We start from the raw sequence: 16,000 nt of genomic DNA on the forward strand, positions 1-16,000 counted from the left end.
CGCCCGGCGTGCGGGTGGGCCCCGGCGCGACCGGCTTGCCGGGCACGCTCGGCCCGACCGGCACGGCCACCCCCGGCGGCACGGCCACCGGCCCGGTCGTCGGCCCCGCGATCCCCGGCCGGCCGGCCGACGCGCTGTCCGGCTGGGCGCAGCAGGTCAGCGCGACCACCGGCATCCCGCTGGTCGCCGTGCAGGCGTACGGCTACGCCGAGCTGGTGCTCGCCCAGACGCAGCGCAGCTGCCAGCTGAGCTGGACCACGCTGGCCGCGATCGGCTACGTCGAATCGGCGCACGGGTCGGCCAACAACGCCACCCTCCGGCCCGACGGCGTCGCCGCGCCGGAGATTCTCGGCGCCCCGCTGGACGGGCAGGGCGGCCGCTCCCGGATCGTCGACACCGACCAGGGGCAGCTCGACCACGATCGGGTCTACGACAAGGCGCTCGGCCCGATGCAGTTCATCCCGAGCACCTGGCAGGAGATCGGCGCGGACGCCGACAACGACGGGGTCAAGAACCCGCACGACATCGACGACGCGGCCCTGGCCGCCGGCCGATACCTGTGCAAGGGCGGCCGGAACATGACCATCCCGGGCGACTGGTGGGGCGCCATCCTCTCCTACAACGATGTACGTCGCTACGCGCAGGACGTCTTCGACAAGGCCGACGAATACGGACGGCTCAGCGGCACGTGACGTGACGGATCAAATACATTCACGGACTGAACCCTTCCCCCGGGCTGCCGTTGGCGGCAAGCTAGACGGGTGATGGTGCGCGAGTGGGACCCTCGGACCGCGTCGTCCGCCGAGATCGCGTCGCTGCTTGACACGCTGAACGCGGTGTTGGCGGCCGACCTGCCGCACGATCCACCCTGGCGGGAGAGCTCCCTGCGGGAATACCTCTCCGAGGTGATGCCCGGTGAGCGCCGGATCTCCTGGGTCGCCCAGGCCGATCCGGCCCCCGACGGCACTCCGGGCCCGATCCTCGGCCACGTGAACGTTCTGCTGCTCGGCGGCATCGGCGTGCTCGAGGTGCTGGTGCACCCGACTGTCCGGCGCAGCCGGCTCGGCCGCGAGCTGGTCCGGGTGGCCGCCCGCCGGGTCTGGGACGAGGGCTTCCAGTCGATCGGTGTCGAGGTGGTCGGCGACACCCCGGCCGTGGCGTTCTACGAGGCGCTCGGCTTCACCCGGGAATACGTCGAGACCCGCAGCGTGCTCGACCTGGGCGCGGTGGAGTGGCCGGCGCTGGCCGAGATGGCCACCGAGGTGGGCGCCGGCTACCACGTCGAGTTCTGCCCGGGCGGGCCGCCGGACGACCTGATCGAGGCGTACGCGCGGGCCAAGGCCGAGGTGCGCGACGTGGACGACGGCGAGCTGCGGCCCAGCTCCTACGACCCGCAGCGGCTGCGGGACAGCCTCGACACGCTGCACCGGCGGGGCATGAAGCCCTACATCGTGCTGGCCCTGCACGAGCAGACCGGCGAGGTGGCCGGGCTGACCGAGGTGGTGGTGCCGGCGCAGCACCCGACCCGGGCCGACCAGTACGACACCATCGTGGTCCGCGACCACCGGGGCTACGGCATCGACCGGGCCATCAAGGCCCGGATGCTGCTGGAGCTGCGCTCGGCCGAGCCCGAGCTGGCCGAGGTGCAGACCTGGAACGCGCAGGCCAACGAGGCGATGCTGAAGGTCAACGCCGAGCTGGGCTACCGCACCGACCGGGACTGGTGCGAATACGGCGTGGACGTGGCCGAGCTGGTGCACCGGCTGGACAACCAGCGCTGACAGATATTCATCAAACGGCTGCCCGGGGGATGGACGGCGGACCGGAAGGGCACTTAACGTGCGTTAGTTCCTGTCCACCCATCGTGGAGGCTCCATGCGCCCGCGCCGCACCTTCGCCGCGCTCGCGACCACCGCCGCCGTCTCTGTCACGGCCATCGGGATCGCACCCCCCGCGGCCAGCGCCGCGCCCACCGACCTGTTCATCTCCGAGTACGTCGAGGGCCTGTCCAACAACAAGGCTGTCGAGCTCTACAACGGCACTGGCGCCCCCGTCGACCTGGCCACCGCCGGCTACCAGCTCCAACTCTTCTTCAACGGCGCCACCACGTCGACCAACGTGCCGCTGACCGGCACGGTCGCCGCCGGTGACGTCTTCGTCTTCGCCGCCTCGACGGCCGCGCCGGCGATCCTCGCCCAGGCCGACCAGACCTACGGCGGCTCGCTCTACAACGGCGACGACGCGATCGTGCTGCGCAAGGGCACGACCGTGGTCGACTCGATCGGCCAGGTCGGCGTCGACCCGGGCAGCGAGTGGGGCACCGGGCTCACCAGCACGGCCGACAACACCCTGCGCCGGCTTCCCTCGGTGAGCGCCGGCGACACCGACCCGGCGGACGCGTTCGACCCGGCCGTGCAGTGGGCCGGCTTCGCCACCGACACCTTCGACGGGCTGGGCAGCCACAGCATCGACGGTGGCGGCCCGGTCGACCAGGCGCCGACGCTGACCTGCGGCGGCACGCTGACCCTGGAGGCGGGCGCCACCGCGACCCGCCAGGTCACCGCCACCGACGCCGACGACACCGTCACCGACCTCGCGGTCACCGCGGTCAACCCGGCGCCGGCGAGCGGCTCGATCAGCCGTACCGCGTTCACCCCGGCCACCGCGGCCGGCGGCACGGCCACCGCCACGCTGACGGCCACCGGCCTCCCGGCCGGCGCCTACTCGGTCACCGTCACCTCGACCGACGCCGAGGGCGGCACCGCGACCTGCACGCTGACCGTGCAGGCCACCGCCGTGCTGTCGGTGGGCGAGGTGCAGGGCCGCACCGGTGACGACGAGAACGGCCGCACCGACCGGTCGCCGCTCGCCCCGGCCAGCGGCAACGGCACCAGCTCCATGCTCTACGACGTGCGCGGCGTGATCACCCAGAAGTCGCTGACCCGCAGCTCGGCGGGGGCCGACCAGTGGGGCTTCTACCTGCAGAGCCGCGCCGGCGCCGAGGACGGCGACGCGCTCACCGCGGACGGCATCTTCGTCTTCATGGGCTCGTTCACCACGCTGATCGGCGGCTACGCCCCGACCGTCGGCGACGAGGTGGTGCTGCGCGGCCGGGTCTCCGAGTACTTCAACCAGACCCAGCTCTCCAGCGCCTCGCTGGTGCGCAAGCTCGACTCCGGCCTGGACGTGGACACCGCCGTCCGGGTGGACGACGCCCGGCCGCCGGCCGACGCGGCCGCCGCCGGCCTGTTCTGGGAGCGGCACGAGGGCGAGCGGATGCGGGTCCGGTCCGGCAGCGGCGTCTCCGCCCCGCGGCACATCTTCGCGTCCACCCTGGACTCCGAGGTCTACGTGCTGGACCGTGAGGACCCGATCATGAAGCGGTCCGACCCGTACGCCCGCCGGGTGTTCCGGGACGCGCACCCGCTGGACGACATCCCGGGCACGCTCTTCGACAACGGCAACAGCCAGCGGATCCTGCTGGGCGCCGGTGGCGTGAAGGCGACCGCCGGGGACTCGACCGCGCTGCTGCCCGAGGCCCGCACCTTCGACACGCTGACCGAGGACGTTTACGGCGCCATCTCATACGCGTTCAGCAAGTACAGCGTGCAGCCCGAGCAGCTCACGCTGACCGGCGGCGCGGACCCGGCGGAGAACAACCCGCCGCAGCCGGCCGACCGGAGCAGCGAGGTCGCGGTCGCCACCTACAACGTGGAGAACCTGTACGACTACCGGGACGACCCGTTCGACGGCTGCGACTTCGCCGGCAACTCGGGCTGCGCCGGGGTCTCCCCGCCGTTCGACTACGTGCCGGCCAGCGAGGCGGCGTACACCGAGAAGCTGGGCGTGCAGGCGCGGCAGATCACCGGCGCCCTGCACAGCCCGGACCTGGTGCTCGTGCAGGAGGCCGAGGACCAGGACATCTGCACGGTGGCCGACGGCAAGCTGGTCTGCGGCGACACGAACAACGCCGACGGCGCGCCGGACACCGTCCAGGAGCTGGCGCTGGCCATCGCGGCCGCCGGCGGCCCCGCCTACGCGGCGGCGTACGACCGGACCGGCGCGGACGCCCGGGGCATCGCCTCGGCGTTCCTCTACCGGACCGACCGGCTGACGCTGGCCGAGGCGACCGCCAGCGACCCGCTGCTGGGCTCGGCGCCGACCGTGCAGTACCGCTCGGCGGCCCTGCCGTCGAATGCCGACGTGCAGAACCCGAAGGGGTTCAACGCCGTGCTCCCGGCCGACGTCGACCGCTCGACCGGGGTGGACGGCAGCAACGTCTACACCCGGGCGGTCCAGCTGGCCAGGTTCACCGTGGCGGCGGCGCCCGGCTCGGCGGAGCACTTCACGCTCTGGGCGGCCACCAACCACTTCTCGTCCGGTCCGGACAGCCGGGTCGGGCAGCGGCGGGAGCAGGCCGCGTACGGGGCGGCGCTGGTGCAGGCCGTCGAGGCGGCCGACCCGGACGCGCGGGTGATCTACGGCGGTGACCTCAACGTCTTCCCGCGCCCGGACGACCCGATCGCCACGGCGGCGAACCCGACGCCGTCGGACCAGCTCGCCCCGCTGTACCAGGCCGGCCTGCACAACCTCTGGGACGACCTCGTGGCGGACGTGCCGGCGGCGGCCTACTCGTACACCTACGACGGGCAGGCGCAGACGCTGGACAACCTCTTCGTCAACGACCCGCTGCACGAGGACCTGGTGCAGGTACGCACGGCGCACATCAACGCCGACTACCCCACCGACGCCGAGGGCCTGGGTGACCGGGGGGCCAGCGACCACGACCCGCAGGTGGCACGGTTCCGCTCCCGCGCGTCCCTGAGCGTCTCCGACGCCGCGGTGGCCGAGGGCGACAAGGGCGACAGCACCATGACGTTCACGGTGACCGTCTCCCGCCCGCTCTCGGAGCCGGCGCTGATCTGCGCCAGCACCTACGGCACCACGGCGCAGGCCGGCTCGGACTACGACCCGTACGTGGGTTGCAAGACCCTGGCCGCCGGCCAGACCTCGCTGACCTTCCCGGTGACCGTCCGCGGTGACCGGAAGCGCGAGGCGGACGAGCAGATCAAGCTGTACGTCGCGGGCGTGCCGGGGCTCCGGCTCGCGGACGTGACCGGCGTGGGCACCATCCGCAACGACGACTGACGGCTGTACCGCGAAGCGGCCCGCCACCCGGCTCACCAGCCGGGCGGCGGGCCGTTGCGGTAACCGCACCGCTGCGGGTCGCGCGGCGGCGGTACCCCCCGGTACTTGGCCACCCGTACTTCCCACTGACTGCGCCGGCGGAGTGCGTCGCGGTATGCCCGGTCCCGGTAGAAGGTCTCCGGCGGGCGGGCCAGCCCGTACCGGTCGGCCCACCATTCCCCCGGCTCCGGGTCGGCGATCACGTCCAGGTGGGACGGGTATCGACGCTCGGCGCCGTCGCGCAGGTCGTCGCGGTCCCGCATCGGCGCGAGCACCCGGCCGAACTCGTCGACCACGGCGAGTCGGAACCCGGCCACGCCGATGATGCGACGCAGCATGGCGATGCTCGGGGTGAGCGTGCCGGCCTCGATCCGTCCGATGGTCGTCGGATGGACCCGGGCGACTCGGGCGAGTTCCCGCTGGCTGACGTCGGCCCGGCGGCGGACCGCCCGAACGATGCCCGGGGCGGGCCACGGGACGTCGAAGGGCTCGGTGAGCATCGTGGGCGGCTCGACCGCTTCATCGGTCGTGACCGCCGGCTCGTCAGGGGTGGCCGGGGCGCTCATCGGGCCACCCTCTTCCGTCGCCCGGGGAGGCGGCAACCCCGACCGGTCCGGCTGTGGACAGCCACGACGCCTGTGGACAGGCCACGCCTCGCGGCGGTCGGTGGCATCCCCCTGCCTCAACGCCGGCGACCGTGACCGAGCGTGAAGAATGCGGTGCGTTACTCAACGCGACTCAACTTGGCCGCCCGTCAGGACAACTCCGGGTGGCGAAATCCTCTATGTGGACAAAGGAGGCGCCTTCGCCGCGGCGGCCCCACCCTCTCCAACCCGCTTTGCTCTGCAGCCACATACGCACCGGGCACGGAGGGTTGCCGCTGCGCCGATGGCTGCAGAGCAAAGCGGGCGTGGGTGAGGGTCGGGGGCGCAGGTGATCGGGACGCAGAGTGAAAACGGGCGGCCGCGTGTTCCGGGCCGGGGCGCCGAGGCGACCGGCTCGGATGCGGGCACCGGTCGATCCGTCCCCGCGGCGATCCGGGAACGAAATCCGCCTCCGGAGCGTGTACCGGACATGGGAAGCCACCTCTCGGCACCGCCCGGTCCCCCGGACGTGCTGACGCGCGAGCGCGACACGTCCCCGCACCTGCCGTTCGAGCAGTTCTACCGGGACCACGTGGACCGGATCCACCGCGCGCTCGCGCTGGCCGTCGGGGACACCGCGGTGGCCCGGGAGGCGACCGATGAGGCGATGGCCCGGGCGTACGCCCGGTGGGAGCGGGTGCGCCGGCTGGACAACCCGGGTGGCTGGGTCTTCCGGGTCGGACTGAACTGGGCCACCTCCTGGTGGCGGAAGGTGCGCCGGGAACGGCCACCGGCCGAGGACCGGCATCCGACGACAGCCGCCCCGGATCCCGCCGGGCTGGCTGCCCGTTCGGCCCTGGAGCGGCTGCCCGCCGGCCAGCGCACCGTGATCGTCTGTCGGGTGCTGCTGGATCTCTCCACCGCCGAGACCGCCGCCGTGCTGGACCTGACCGAGGGCACCGTCCGTAGCCGCCTCTCCCGGGGGCTGGCCGAACTGCGGGCCGTGCTGGCCGAGGAGGAGTGACCGTGGACGTCGTACCCGAGGACCTGGCTCAACTGGTCCACCGCGCCGCCCGCGCGACCGCGCCGTACCCGGCGGATCTGGCGACGCTACGCCGCCGGGCCCGGGCCCGGCGGCGCCGGCGGACCGCGACGGCCGTGGCGGGCCTGGTGGTCCTGGTCGCGCTCACCGGCGGCGCCGTTCCGCTGCTCGTCGGCGAGCACCGGCCCGCCGCACCGCTGGCCGCGCCGTCGCAGCCGCCGCCCTCGCTGTCGCCGACCGTTCCCGGCTCGCCGCCGCCGACCCCCGCACCGGCGCAGCGGCTGCTGCTCAGCGGCGAGGGCGGCACCGTGCGACCGCACCGGGCCGGCCCGGAGATCGGTCTGCTCGGCGGCGTCGCGGACGAACTGCGCAGCGACGGCTCGGTGGTCCGGCACCGGGTTCCCGCCGGTTGGCAGGAGACCGTGGCGCTGCCCGACGGACGGCTGGTCGGCCTCAAGCTCACCGACCTCATGCCCGGTACGCCGCGGACGGACGGCCCGGACGTGGCGGGCCTCTCGATCCGGCTCGTGGTGCTGGGCGCGGACGACCAGGTCGACATCAGCCGGGAGGTCCGGATCAAGGGGCAGGGCCTGAAGCTGGCCGGCGCGGACGCGCGGTACGCCTACCTGGTCCGAGGTGGTGTGGGCCTGGTGGCTCACGAGCTGACCACCGGCCGGGAGAAGACGCTGATCCCCGTTCCGGCCAGCGCCGACGACGAGCTGCCGTTCCGCGACGCGGCGCTGGGGGCGGGCCTGGTGGTGTCGGTGACCGGCCCGCCCGACATGACGCGCTGCCAGCTCGACGTGCGTCGGCTGGCCGGCGGAAGCCGGCTGTCCCGCCTCACCGTGGCCGGCGACTGCGCGCCGACGATCCGGCTCTCTCCGGACGGCACGCTGGTCGCGGTCCCCTACCGCCGGCCGGTCGGGCGGAAGCTGGAGTACCGGCTGGCGATTCTGGACACCGCCACCGGGCAGCGCCGGGCCGACCAGCCGATCGGGACGGCCGGTGCGAGCTACGGCCTGCCGGGTGGCGGGACGTGGGGTACGGCCTGGGTCGACCACACCACCGTGCGTGTGGTCTGGGCGCAGCTACCGGACCCGCCCCGGAAGGTCTACTCCGTCGCGGAGCTGGCCCGGGTGGTGACCGTCGGCGTTCAGTAGCGCTGGCGGAGCAGCTGGGCCGCCTCGACCGCCCAGTAGGTGAGGATGATCTGCGCGCCGGCCCGGCGGATCGAGGTGAGCGTCTCCAGGATGGTCCGCTCGCGGTCGATCCAGCCGTTCGCGGCGGCCGCCTCGACCATCGCGTACTCGCCGGAGACCTGGTAGGCGGCGACCGGCACGTCGACGGCGGCCCGGACCGCCGCGACCACGTCGAGGTAGGGCAGGGCCGGCTTCACCATCACCATGTCGGCGCCCTCGGCCACGTCCAGCTCGACCTCGCGCAGCGACTCCCGCAGGTTCGCCGGGTCCTGCTGGTAGGTGCGCCGGTCCCCCTCCAGGGCCGACTCGACGGCGTCGCGGAACGGGCCGAAGAAGGCGGAGGCGTACTTGACGGCGTAGGCGAGCACCGAGACGTCCTGGTGCCCGGCGCCGTCCAGGGCCCGGCGGACCACGCCGACCTGGCCGTCCATCATCCCGGACGGCCCGACCACGTGCACCCCGGCGTCGGCCTGGGCGACCGCCATCCGGGCGTACGCCGCCAGGGTGGCGTCGTTGTCCACGGCGCCGTCCGGGGTGAGCAGGCCGCAGTGCCCGTGCGAGGTGAACTCGTCCAGGCAGAGGTCGCTCATCACCACGGTGGCGTCGCCGACCTCGGCGATCACGTCACGGATGGCCACGTTGAGGATGCCGTCCGGGTCGATGCCGCCCGACCCCGACTCGTCCCGCGTCGCCGGCACCCCGAAAAGCATGATCCCGCCGACGCCGGCCTGGACCGCCTCGACGGCGGCCTTGCGCAGCGAGTCCCGGGAGTGCTGAAGCACCCCCGGGAGCGACGCCACGGCCCGCGGCTCGCTCAGCCCCTCCTTGACGAACATCGGCACGACCAGCTCGGCCGGGTCGACGCGGGTCTCGGAGACCAGCCGCCGCACGGCCGCGGTGCGCCGCAGCCGGCGGGGCCGGAAATCGGGGTACGACATGGGGGGCCTCCTGTCAGCGGAACCTCAGGGCGGTCGGCCCCTGCACCTTCGAGCCCCGGCGCTGCTTGGCCGGCATGGCGGCGAGCTTCTCGCGCAGCTCGACGGCGTAGGCGGCGAGCGCCTCCACCAGGTCGGGCACCGAGGCGTGCGGCGGCTGCACGTCGACCCGCAGGCCGAACTCCGTGGCGGTCTCCGCCGTCTTGGGCCCGATAACGGCAACAACGGTACGCGCGTGCGGCTTCCCGGCGATACCGACCAGGTTCCGGACGGTGGAGGACGAGGTGAAGAGCACCGCGTCGAACCCGCCCGACTTGATCGCATCGCGGATCTCGGCCGGCGGCGGCGCGGCCCGGACGGTCCGGTACGCGGTCACGTCGTCGACCTCCCAGCCCCGCTCGGTGAGCCCGGCGGCCAGGGTCTCGGTGGCGATGTCGGCGCGCGGCAGCAGCACCCGACCGACCGGGTCGAGGATCTCGTCGTGCGGCGAGAACTCGGCCAGCAGGCCCTCAGAGGACTGCTCCCCGGAGGGGATCAGCTCCGGCTGGATGCCGAAGGCGCGGACCGCCTCGGCGGTGGCCTCGCCGATGCAGGCGATCTTGACGCCGCCGAAGTGGCGGGCGTCCAGGCCGTGCTCGGCGAACTTCTCCCAGACCGCCCGAACCGCGTTCACCGAGGTGAAGATCACCCAGGCGTACCGGCCGTCAACCAGGCCCTTGACCGCCCGCTCCATCTGAGCCGGGGTGCGCGGCGGCTCGACCGCGATGGTCGGCACCTCGCACGGGATCGCCCCGTACGCGCGCAGCCGCGCGCTCATGGCGCCGGCCTGCTCCTTGGTCCGGGGGACGAGCACCTTCCAGCCGTACAGCGGCCGGTTCTCCCACCAGCTCAGCTTGTCGCGGTCGGTGACGCCCGCGCCGACGGTGAGCACCACCCGGCCGGTGAAGCCGAGCGCCGCCGCGACGAAGGAGTCCACGGTCGACGTGGTGGTGTACTGCGTCTCGCCGGTGCCGTCGCCGGTCACCCCGACGGCGGTGGTGCCCTCCACCCCGGCGGCCAGCAGGCCGTCCCGGACGGCGGCCAGGTCACCGGCGTCCACCGCGATGGCGAGCGAGCCCCGGGCCACGGCCGCGGCCAGCGCGTCGAAGTCCAGCGTGGTGACGTCCTCGACGTCGGCGGCGGTGCGTACCCCGGGCAGCGGCACGCCGGCGTAGGTGGCCACGCCCTCGGCCTGGCCGACGCCCGGCACCACCTCGAAGTGCGCGGCGGTGCGCGCCACCGCCTGCACCTCCTTGACCACCGAGTCGTGGCCGAACGGGTCACCGGCGACCAGGTGCACGGCATTCTGGCCGGACCGGGCCGCGGAGATCAGCACCTTCGCCACGTCCCCCGGCACGCCCTCGGCGGGGCTGAACTCGGCGTCGGGCCTGGCCTGGGCGCGGACGTGCTCGAGCAGCGACTCGGGGACTCCCCGGTCGTACACCACCTGGTCGGCGTCGACCAGGGCGTCCAGCGCCCGGCGGGTCAGCAGGCCCGGGTCGCCGGGACCGGCCCCGACGAACGCGATCCGGCCTACGGGCTTACGGGTGCGGGTCATTCTGTGCTCCCAAATTGCTGGGTCCCCGGGCCGGTGTGTCCTTCTTGGCCGAGGATCGAGTCGGCGCCGAGTTCGAGGAGTTCGGCGGCGAGTGCCTTGCCGATCTCCGCCGCGTCGGCGGGCGTTCCGGTGCGGGACAGCCGGAGGTCACGGGTGCCGTCCGGGCTGATCACCGCCCCGCGCAGGTAGATCTCCTCACCGGCGTCACCCTCGGCGAGTTCGCCGTAGGCGGCGACGGGTGCGCTGCACCCGGCCTCCAGGGTGGCCAGCAGTGCCCGTTCCGCGACGACCGCGGCACGGGACGGTGCGTGGTCGAGCGCGCCCAGCAGCTCGACCAGGTCCTGATCGTCGATCCGGCACTCGACCGCCAGCGCGCCCTGGGCGGGCGCGGGCAGCATGAGCATCGGATCGAGCGTCTCGGTGATCACGTCGGCCCGGCCGAGGCGGGTGAGCCCGGCCCGGGCCAGCACGACGGCGTCGAGGTCGGCGTCCGGGCCGAGCACCCGGCCGAGGCGGGTGTCGACGTTGCCCCGGATCGGGGTGACCTCCAGCTGCAGGCCGAGAGCGTGCAGCTGGGCGATGCGGCGCAGCGCGCCGGTGCCGACCCGCGCGCCGGGCGGCAGCTCGGCGAGGGTCCGGCCGTCCCGGGCGACCAACGCGTCCCGCGGGTCCTGCCGGGGCGGCACGGCCGCGATGTGCAGGCCGGGCGCCGACGCGGTGGGCAGGTCCTTGTACGAGTGGACGGCGAAGTCGATCTTCCGGGCGGTCAGCGCGTCCCGCAGCGCGGAGACGAAGACGCCGACGCCGAGCCGGTGCACCGGGGCCGTGGAGCGGTCGCCGGCGGTCACCACCTCGACCAGCTCGACCGGCCGGCCGGTGGCCGCGGTGAGGGCCTCGGCGACGTGGCCGGACTGGGCCATCGCCAGGGCGCTGCCCCGGGTGCCGAGGCGCAGGGGGGCGGTCATCGCACACCTCCGGTGGGCGGGGTGGTGTCGGCCGGCATGGCGATCTCCGCCTCCATCACGTCGGGGACGGTGTCGACCGGGGAGGTCTGCGGCACCTCGAGGTCGAACAGCTCGCGCAGCAGGGCGGCGTACTGGTCGCCGCCGGGCTCCGCGGCGAGCTGGCGGACCCGGACGGTCGGCTGGTGCAGCAGCCGCTGCACCACCCGGTGCACCGTGCGGGCGACCTCGGCGCGCTGGTCGTCGGTGAGGTCCGGGCGGCGCTGGGCCAGCCGGCGCAGCTCGGCGGCGACCACGTCGTCGGCGCGGCCGCGCAGGGCCGCCACGGTGGGCGCCACGTCGGCGCCGCGCAGCCAGCTCAGGAACGCCTCGACCTCGCCGGCCACGATGCGGGCCACCTCGGCGGCGTCGGCGGCGGCCGGGCCGTCGGCGAGGATCGCCGCCATCCGGTCGATGTCGATCACCTCGACGCCGGGCAGCGCGGCGACGCCCTCCTCGACGTCGCGCGGGACGGCCAGGTCGAGCAGGACCAGCGGGCCCCGGGCGGCGTCCCGGCGGGCCAGCGCCCGGGTCACCACGTCGCGGGAGAGGACCGGTTCGGTGGCCGCGGTGGCGGCCACCACGATGTCCACCGTGGTGAGCGCGTCGACCAGCCCGGCCAACGGCACGGCGGTCGCGCCGTAGGACTCGGCCAGCCGGACGGCCCGCTCGGCGCCCCGGTTGGTGACGGTGATCGGGCCGGCGCCCAGCCGGGAGAGGGTGGCCACGCCCAGCGAGCCCATCGCCCCCGCGCCGACCACCATGGCGGGCCGGCCGGTCAGGTCGCCGTCGAGCAGGTCGGCGGCCAGGTCGAGGGCGGCGGTGACCACGCTCTGCCCGGCCCGGTCGATGTTGGTCTCGGCGTGCGCGCGCTTGCCCACCCGCAGTGCCTGCTGCATCAGCTCGTGCAGCAGCCGGCCGGCGGAGTCGGCGCCGCTGGCCGAGTGGTAGGCGTCGCGGAGCTGGCCGAGGATCTGCGCCTCGCCAACCACCATCGAGTCCAGCCCGGTGGCCACCCGGAAGACGTGGTCCACGGCGGCGGCGTCGTAGTGCACGTAGAGGTGGGTGGCGAGCGCCGCCGGCGGGGCGCCGGCCTGCTCGGCCAGGACCGCGCAGATGTCGCCGAGGCCGCCGTGGAAGCCGGAGACGGCCGCGTACACCTCGACGCGGTTGCAGGTGGAGACGAGCACGGCCTCGGCGACGTACGGCTGGGCGACCAGGCGGTCCAGGGTGCGGGTGAGGTCCGCGGGCGGGACCGCCAGCTGCTCCAGCGTGGCGACCGGGGCGGTGCGGTAGGACGCGCCGACGACGAGCAGTTTCACGTGCCGATCGCCTCCTGGGTGTCGGTCGCCACAAGCCCGCCGGGGAGCGCGGTCAGCGACGCCTTGCGGTGCTCGTGGAAGGACAGGATCTGCAGCTCGATCGCGAGATCGACCTTGCGCACGTCGACCCCCTCCGGAACCGAGAGTACGCAGGGCGCGAAGTTCAGGATGCTCGTCACGCCGACGGCGACGAGCTGATCGGCGACCGCCTGGGCGGCCGGCGCCGGGGTGGCGATGACGCCGATCGAGATCGACTCCTCGACGGCGACCCGGGCCAGCTCGTCGACGTGCCGGACGACCAGCCCGTTGATCTCCTCGCCGACCCGGGCGCGATCGGCATCAAAGAGGGCGGCGATCCGGAAGCCGCGGCTGGCGAAGCCGTCGTAGCCGGCCAGGGCGTGACCGAGATTACCCACGCCGACCAGCGCGACCGAGCGGCACTGGGTGAGCCCGAGCACCGACTCGATCTGCTCGATCAGCAGCGTGACGTCGTAGCCGACGCCCCGGGTGCCGTACGAGCCGAGGTGGGAGAGGTCCTTGCGGAGCTTCGCCGAATTGACCCCGGCGGCGTTGGCCAGCCCCTCGCTGGAGACCGTGTCGTGGCCGGCCTCGGAGAGCGCGTGCAGGGCACGGAGGTATTCCGGGAGCCGCGCGACGGTCGCCTCGGGCAGGTCCGGAAGCGCCGGTACGGCACCGGCGCGGCCGGGCGCGCCAGGGTGACGGTGCTGACTCATGAGACTCCGTGCGGTGCGATCCTCGACCAGCGACGGTGACCGGTCGTTCCGGGACTCCCGCTGGCGACCGATGTTGCCGGCTGTGCTAGCGGGGCGCGTCGGAACTACAGAGTAGGCGCTTGTGAAGAGGTGCACAAATCGCGATCTTGCTAGTTCGCGACGCGCCTCCACCTGCCACTCCATTCCAACAAGATCGATAGACGGAGCTCCCTCGGCGCCGCGTGACGATTATTGCTCAATCCCGACTTCTCTGACCAATCGCGCGCGCCCGATAGCGGTGTGTCACCGTCCGGGAGAGGCGCGAGTCACTCCGGCGGTAGGGAGAACCCCACCTCGGAGAGGCCCGCGCACGGGATGGGTCGGGCCGCCCCCGGCCCATAGCCTCGGAGCATGACCGCCGTACCGCTGGGCACCGCGCCCACCCCCACCACACCCGTCCGGGGCCTCGTCCGCCAACTCCTGGCCGACTCCGGCTACGTGCTCTTCGGCCTCCCGCTGGCGCTGGTCGGCTTCGTGCTCGCCGTGGCGGGGATCTCGCTCACCGCCGGGCTGCTCGTCACCACGCTCGGCCTGCCGGTGCTCGCCGGCACCCTGTACGCGGCCCGGGGGCTGGCCGACCTGGAGCGGCTGCGGCTGCCCGCCGTGCTGCGCCAGCCCCGGGTCCGCCCGGTCTACCTGGCGCCCGAGCGGGGCGCGGGCTTCTGGCGGCGGGTCCTCACCCCGATGCGCGACCCGCAGTCCTGGCTCGACCTGCTGCACGCCTTCGTCCGGCTGCTGGTGACCCTGCCCACCTTCGTGGTGGTGCTGGTCTGGTGGGCGCTGGCTCTCACCGGCACGCTCTACGGCGCGTACGACTGGGCCATCCCGCGCGGCCCCGACGACCAGGACCTGAGCGAGCTGCTCGGGATGGGCGACGGGACCGGGGCGCGCGTCGCCCTGAACACAGCGATCGGGCTGTTCGCCCTGCTCACCCTGCCCCTGGTGGCCCGGGCCTGCGCCCGGATCCAGGCCGCCCTGGCCTACTCGCTGCTCACCGGCGTGGCCGAGATGCGGCAGCGGATCACCACGCTGGAGGAGCAGAAGCGGGCCGCCGCGTCCGCCGAGGCGTCCGCCCTGCGCCGGCTGGAGAGGGACATCCACGACGGCCCACAGCAGCGCCTCGTCCGCCTCGCCATGGACCTGAGCCGGGCCCGCCAGCAGCTCGCCGCCGACCCGGAGGCGGCCCGGCGCACCCTGGACGAGGCGGTCAGCCAGACCCGGGACACCCTCGACGAGCTGCGCGCCCTGTCCCGGGGCATCGCCCCGCCGATCCTGGTCGACCGGGGCCTGCCCAGCGCCCTGGCCGCGCTCGCCGCCCGCGCCCTGGTCCCCACCGAGCTGATGATCGACGACGAGCTGGGCACCGCCGGCGGGCGGCTCGACCCGGCGCTGGAGAGCACCGCCTACTTCGTGGTGGCCGAGGCGCTGACCAACGTCGCCAAGCACAGCCGCGCCGCCGCGTGCCGGGTCGAGGTGACCCGGAAGGTCGGCCGGCTGGAGATCACCGTGGCCGACGACGGGATCGGCGGCGCCCACCTGGCCAAGGGGCACGGGCTGAGCGGCATCGCCGACCGGGTCCGGGCCGCCGGCGGGACGCTGGAGGTGGCCAGCCCGACCGGCGGGCCGACCCGGATCCACGCGGAACTCCCCCGGTGACGTTCCCTCTGTGGGTCCAGGACGTGGTAGACACCGGACCCATGCGGGTGGTGATCGCGGACGACGCCGTACTGCTCCGGGAGGGGCTGGTCCGGCTGCTGACCGAGTCGGGACACGAGGTGGTGGCCGCCGTCGGTGATGGTGACGCCCTGGTCGAGGCGGTGGTGACGCACCGGCCGGACGTCTCGGTGGTGGACGTGCGGATGCCACCGTCGCACACCGACGAGGGGCTGCGGGCGGCCGTGGAGGCCCGCCGGCGGGTGCCGCGTACGCCGGTCCTCGTGCTCTCCCAGTACGTCGAGGTGTCGTACGCCGACGACCTGCTCGCCACCACCGGCGGCGGGGCCGGCGGGGGCGGGATCGGCTACCTGCTCAAGGACCGGGTGGCCGCGATCGACGAGTTCCTGGACGCGCTGGCCCGGGTGGCCGCCGGTGGCACGGTGCTGGACCCCGAGGTGATCAGCCAGCTCCTGGTCCGGCGCCGCCGCAACGACCCGCTGGCCGAGCTGACGCCGCGCGAACGCGAGGTGCTCGCCCTGATGGCCGAGGGCCGCTCCAACACCGCCATCGCCCGCGCCCTGGTGGTCAGCGACGGCGCCGTCGAGAAGCACGTCCGCAACATCTTCACCAAGCTGGACCTGCCGCCCGACGCCACCAACCACCACCGCCGAGTCCTGGCGGTCCTCACCCACCTCCGCGCCTGA

Annotated in this window: 13 protein-coding genes; 7 read left to right on the forward strand and 6 right to left on the reverse strand. The window is 74.1% G+C overall.

Features of this window, described 5'->3' with window-relative positions; translation table 11 throughout:
- The 3 genes from ABZV78_RS17300 to ABZV78_RS17310 form a co-directional block, all read left to right on the forward strand.
- A partial coding sequence (locus ABZV78_RS17300) for a lytic murein transglycosylase (protein WP_355639620.1) occupies positions 1 to 692 on the forward strand: 692 nt, incomplete at its 5' end.
- Positions 693 to 764: 72 nt separating this feature from the next.
- Positions 765 to 1,781 (forward strand): GNAT family N-acetyltransferase, encoded by a 1,017-nt coding sequence (locus ABZV78_RS17305; RefSeq protein ID WP_355639700.1) that lies wholly within the window; start codon positions 765 to 767, stop codon positions 1,779 to 1,781.
- A 94-nt stretch (positions 1,782 to 1,875) separates the two neighbouring features.
- Positions 1,876 to 5,148 (forward strand): lamin tail domain-containing protein, encoded by a 3,273-nt coding sequence (locus ABZV78_RS17310; RefSeq protein WP_355639622.1) that lies wholly within the window; start codon positions 1,876 to 1,878, stop codon positions 5,146 to 5,148.
- A gap of 32 nt (positions 5,149 to 5,180) precedes the next feature.
- On the opposite strand, the gene ABZV78_RS17315 is transcribed toward ABZV78_RS17310, so the two are convergent.
- Positions 5,181 to 5,753, reverse strand: coding sequence for a helix-turn-helix domain-containing protein (locus ABZV78_RS17315; RefSeq protein ID WP_355639623.1), 573 nt, complete (start codon positions 5,751 to 5,753; stop codon positions 5,181 to 5,183).
- 508 nt (positions 5,754 to 6,261) lie between these two features.
- Between ABZV78_RS17315 and ABZV78_RS17320 the strand changes: the two genes are divergently transcribed.
- Positions 6,262 to 6,795: a sigma-70 family RNA polymerase sigma factor gene (locus tag ABZV78_RS17320; RefSeq protein ID WP_355639625.1), complete on the forward strand. Its 534-nt coding sequence runs from the start codon at positions 6,262 to 6,264 to the stop codon at positions 6,793 to 6,795.
- Positions 6,796 to 6,797: 2 nt separating this feature from the next.
- Positions 6,798 to 7,973, forward strand: coding sequence for a hypothetical protein (locus ABZV78_RS17325; RefSeq protein ID WP_355639627.1), 1,176 nt, complete (start codon positions 6,798 to 6,800; stop codon positions 7,971 to 7,973).
- Here the strand turns inward: ABZV78_RS17325 and hemB are convergent.
- From hemB to ABZV78_RS17350, 5 genes are read right to left on the reverse strand one after another with little or no spacing between them, the layout of a single operon-like run.
- Positions 7,967 to 8,950, reverse strand: a complete 984-nt coding sequence (gene hemB, locus ABZV78_RS17330; protein ID WP_355639629.1) for a porphobilinogen synthase — start codon at positions 8,948 to 8,950, stop codon at positions 7,967 to 7,969. The two genes, ABZV78_RS17325 and hemB, sit on opposite strands and share 7 nt — an antisense overlap.
- Before the next feature lie 13 nt (positions 8,951 to 8,963).
- Entirely contained in the window at positions 8,964 to 10,544 is a 1,581-nt protein-coding gene (locus tag ABZV78_RS17335; protein ID WP_355639631.1) for a uroporphyrinogen-III synthase, read from the reverse strand.
- Positions 10,541 to 11,509 carry a hydroxymethylbilane synthase gene (gene hemC / locus ABZV78_RS17340; RefSeq protein ID WP_355639633.1) on the reverse strand — a complete coding sequence of 323 codons (969 nt, stop codon included), beginning with the start codon at positions 11,507 to 11,509 and terminating at the stop codon, positions 10,541 to 10,543. The genes ABZV78_RS17335 and hemC overlap by 4 nt, the downstream gene beginning before the upstream one ends.
- Positions 11,506 to 12,867, reverse strand: a complete 1,362-nt coding sequence (locus ABZV78_RS17345; protein WP_355639634.1) for a glutamyl-tRNA reductase — start codon at positions 12,865 to 12,867, stop codon at positions 11,506 to 11,508. Before ABZV78_RS17345 ends, hemC begins: the two co-directional genes overlap by 4 nt.
- Entirely contained in the window at positions 12,864 to 13,601 is a 738-nt protein-coding gene (locus ABZV78_RS17350; RefSeq protein WP_355639636.1) for a redox-sensing transcriptional repressor Rex, read from the reverse strand. The genes ABZV78_RS17345 and ABZV78_RS17350 overlap by 4 nt, the downstream gene beginning before the upstream one ends.
- Positions 13,602 to 13,991: 390 nt before the next feature.
- Here ABZV78_RS17350 and ABZV78_RS17355 point away from each other — a divergent pair, with 390 nt between their 5' ends.
- Both ABZV78_RS17355 and ABZV78_RS17360 read left to right on the forward strand, forming a co-directional pair.
- Positions 13,992 to 15,296, forward strand: coding sequence for a sensor domain-containing protein (locus ABZV78_RS17355; RefSeq protein WP_355639638.1), 1,305 nt, complete (start codon positions 13,992 to 13,994; stop codon positions 15,294 to 15,296).
- Positions 15,297 to 15,337: 41 nt separating this feature from the next.
- Positions 15,338 to 16,000 carry a response regulator transcription factor gene (locus ABZV78_RS17360; RefSeq protein WP_355352697.1) on the forward strand — a complete coding sequence of 221 codons (663 nt, stop codon included), beginning with the start codon at positions 15,338 to 15,340 and terminating at the stop codon, positions 15,998 to 16,000.

It is taken from the genome of Micromonospora sp. NPDC004540 (genome assembly GCF_040610095.1).
Taxonomy (GTDB): domain Bacteria; phylum Actinomycetota; class Actinomycetes; order Mycobacteriales; family Micromonosporaceae; genus Micromonospora.

Coding starts and splice junctions, on each gene's coding strand:
- ABZV78_RS17305 (WP_355639700.1), top strand. CDS start 765: ATGGTGCGCGAGTGGGACCCTCGGACCGCGTCGTCCGCCGAGATCGCG.
- ABZV78_RS17355 (WP_355639638.1), top strand. CDS start 13,992: ATGACCGCCGTACCGCTGGGCACCGCGCCCACCCCCACCACACCCGTC.
- ABZV78_RS17360 (WP_355352697.1), top strand. CDS start 15,338: ATGCGGGTGGTGATCGCGGACGACGCCGTACTGCTCCGGGAGGGGCTG.
- hemB (WP_355639629.1), bottom strand. CDS start 8,950: ATGTCGTACCCCGATTTCCGGCCCCGCCGGCTGCGGCGCACCGCGGCC.
- hemC (WP_355639633.1), bottom strand. CDS start 11,509: ATGACCGCCCCCCTGCGCCTCGGCACCCGGGGCAGCGCCCTGGCGATG.
- ABZV78_RS17335 (WP_355639631.1), bottom strand. CDS start 10,544: ATGACCCGCACCCGTAAGCCCGTAGGCCGGATCGCGTTCGTCGGGGCC.
- ABZV78_RS17315 (WP_355639623.1), bottom strand. CDS start 5,753: ATGAGCGCCCCGGCCACCCCTGACGAGCCGGCGGTCACGACCGATGAA.
- ABZV78_RS17310 (WP_355639622.1), top strand. CDS start 1,876: ATGCGCCCGCGCCGCACCTTCGCCGCGCTCGCGACCACCGCCGCCGTC.
- ABZV78_RS17350 (WP_355639636.1), bottom strand. CDS start 13,601: ATGAGTCAGCACCGTCACCCTGGCGCGCCCGGCCGCGCCGGTGCCGTA.
- ABZV78_RS17320 (WP_355639625.1), top strand. CDS start 6,262: ATGGGAAGCCACCTCTCGGCACCGCCCGGTCCCCCGGACGTGCTGACG.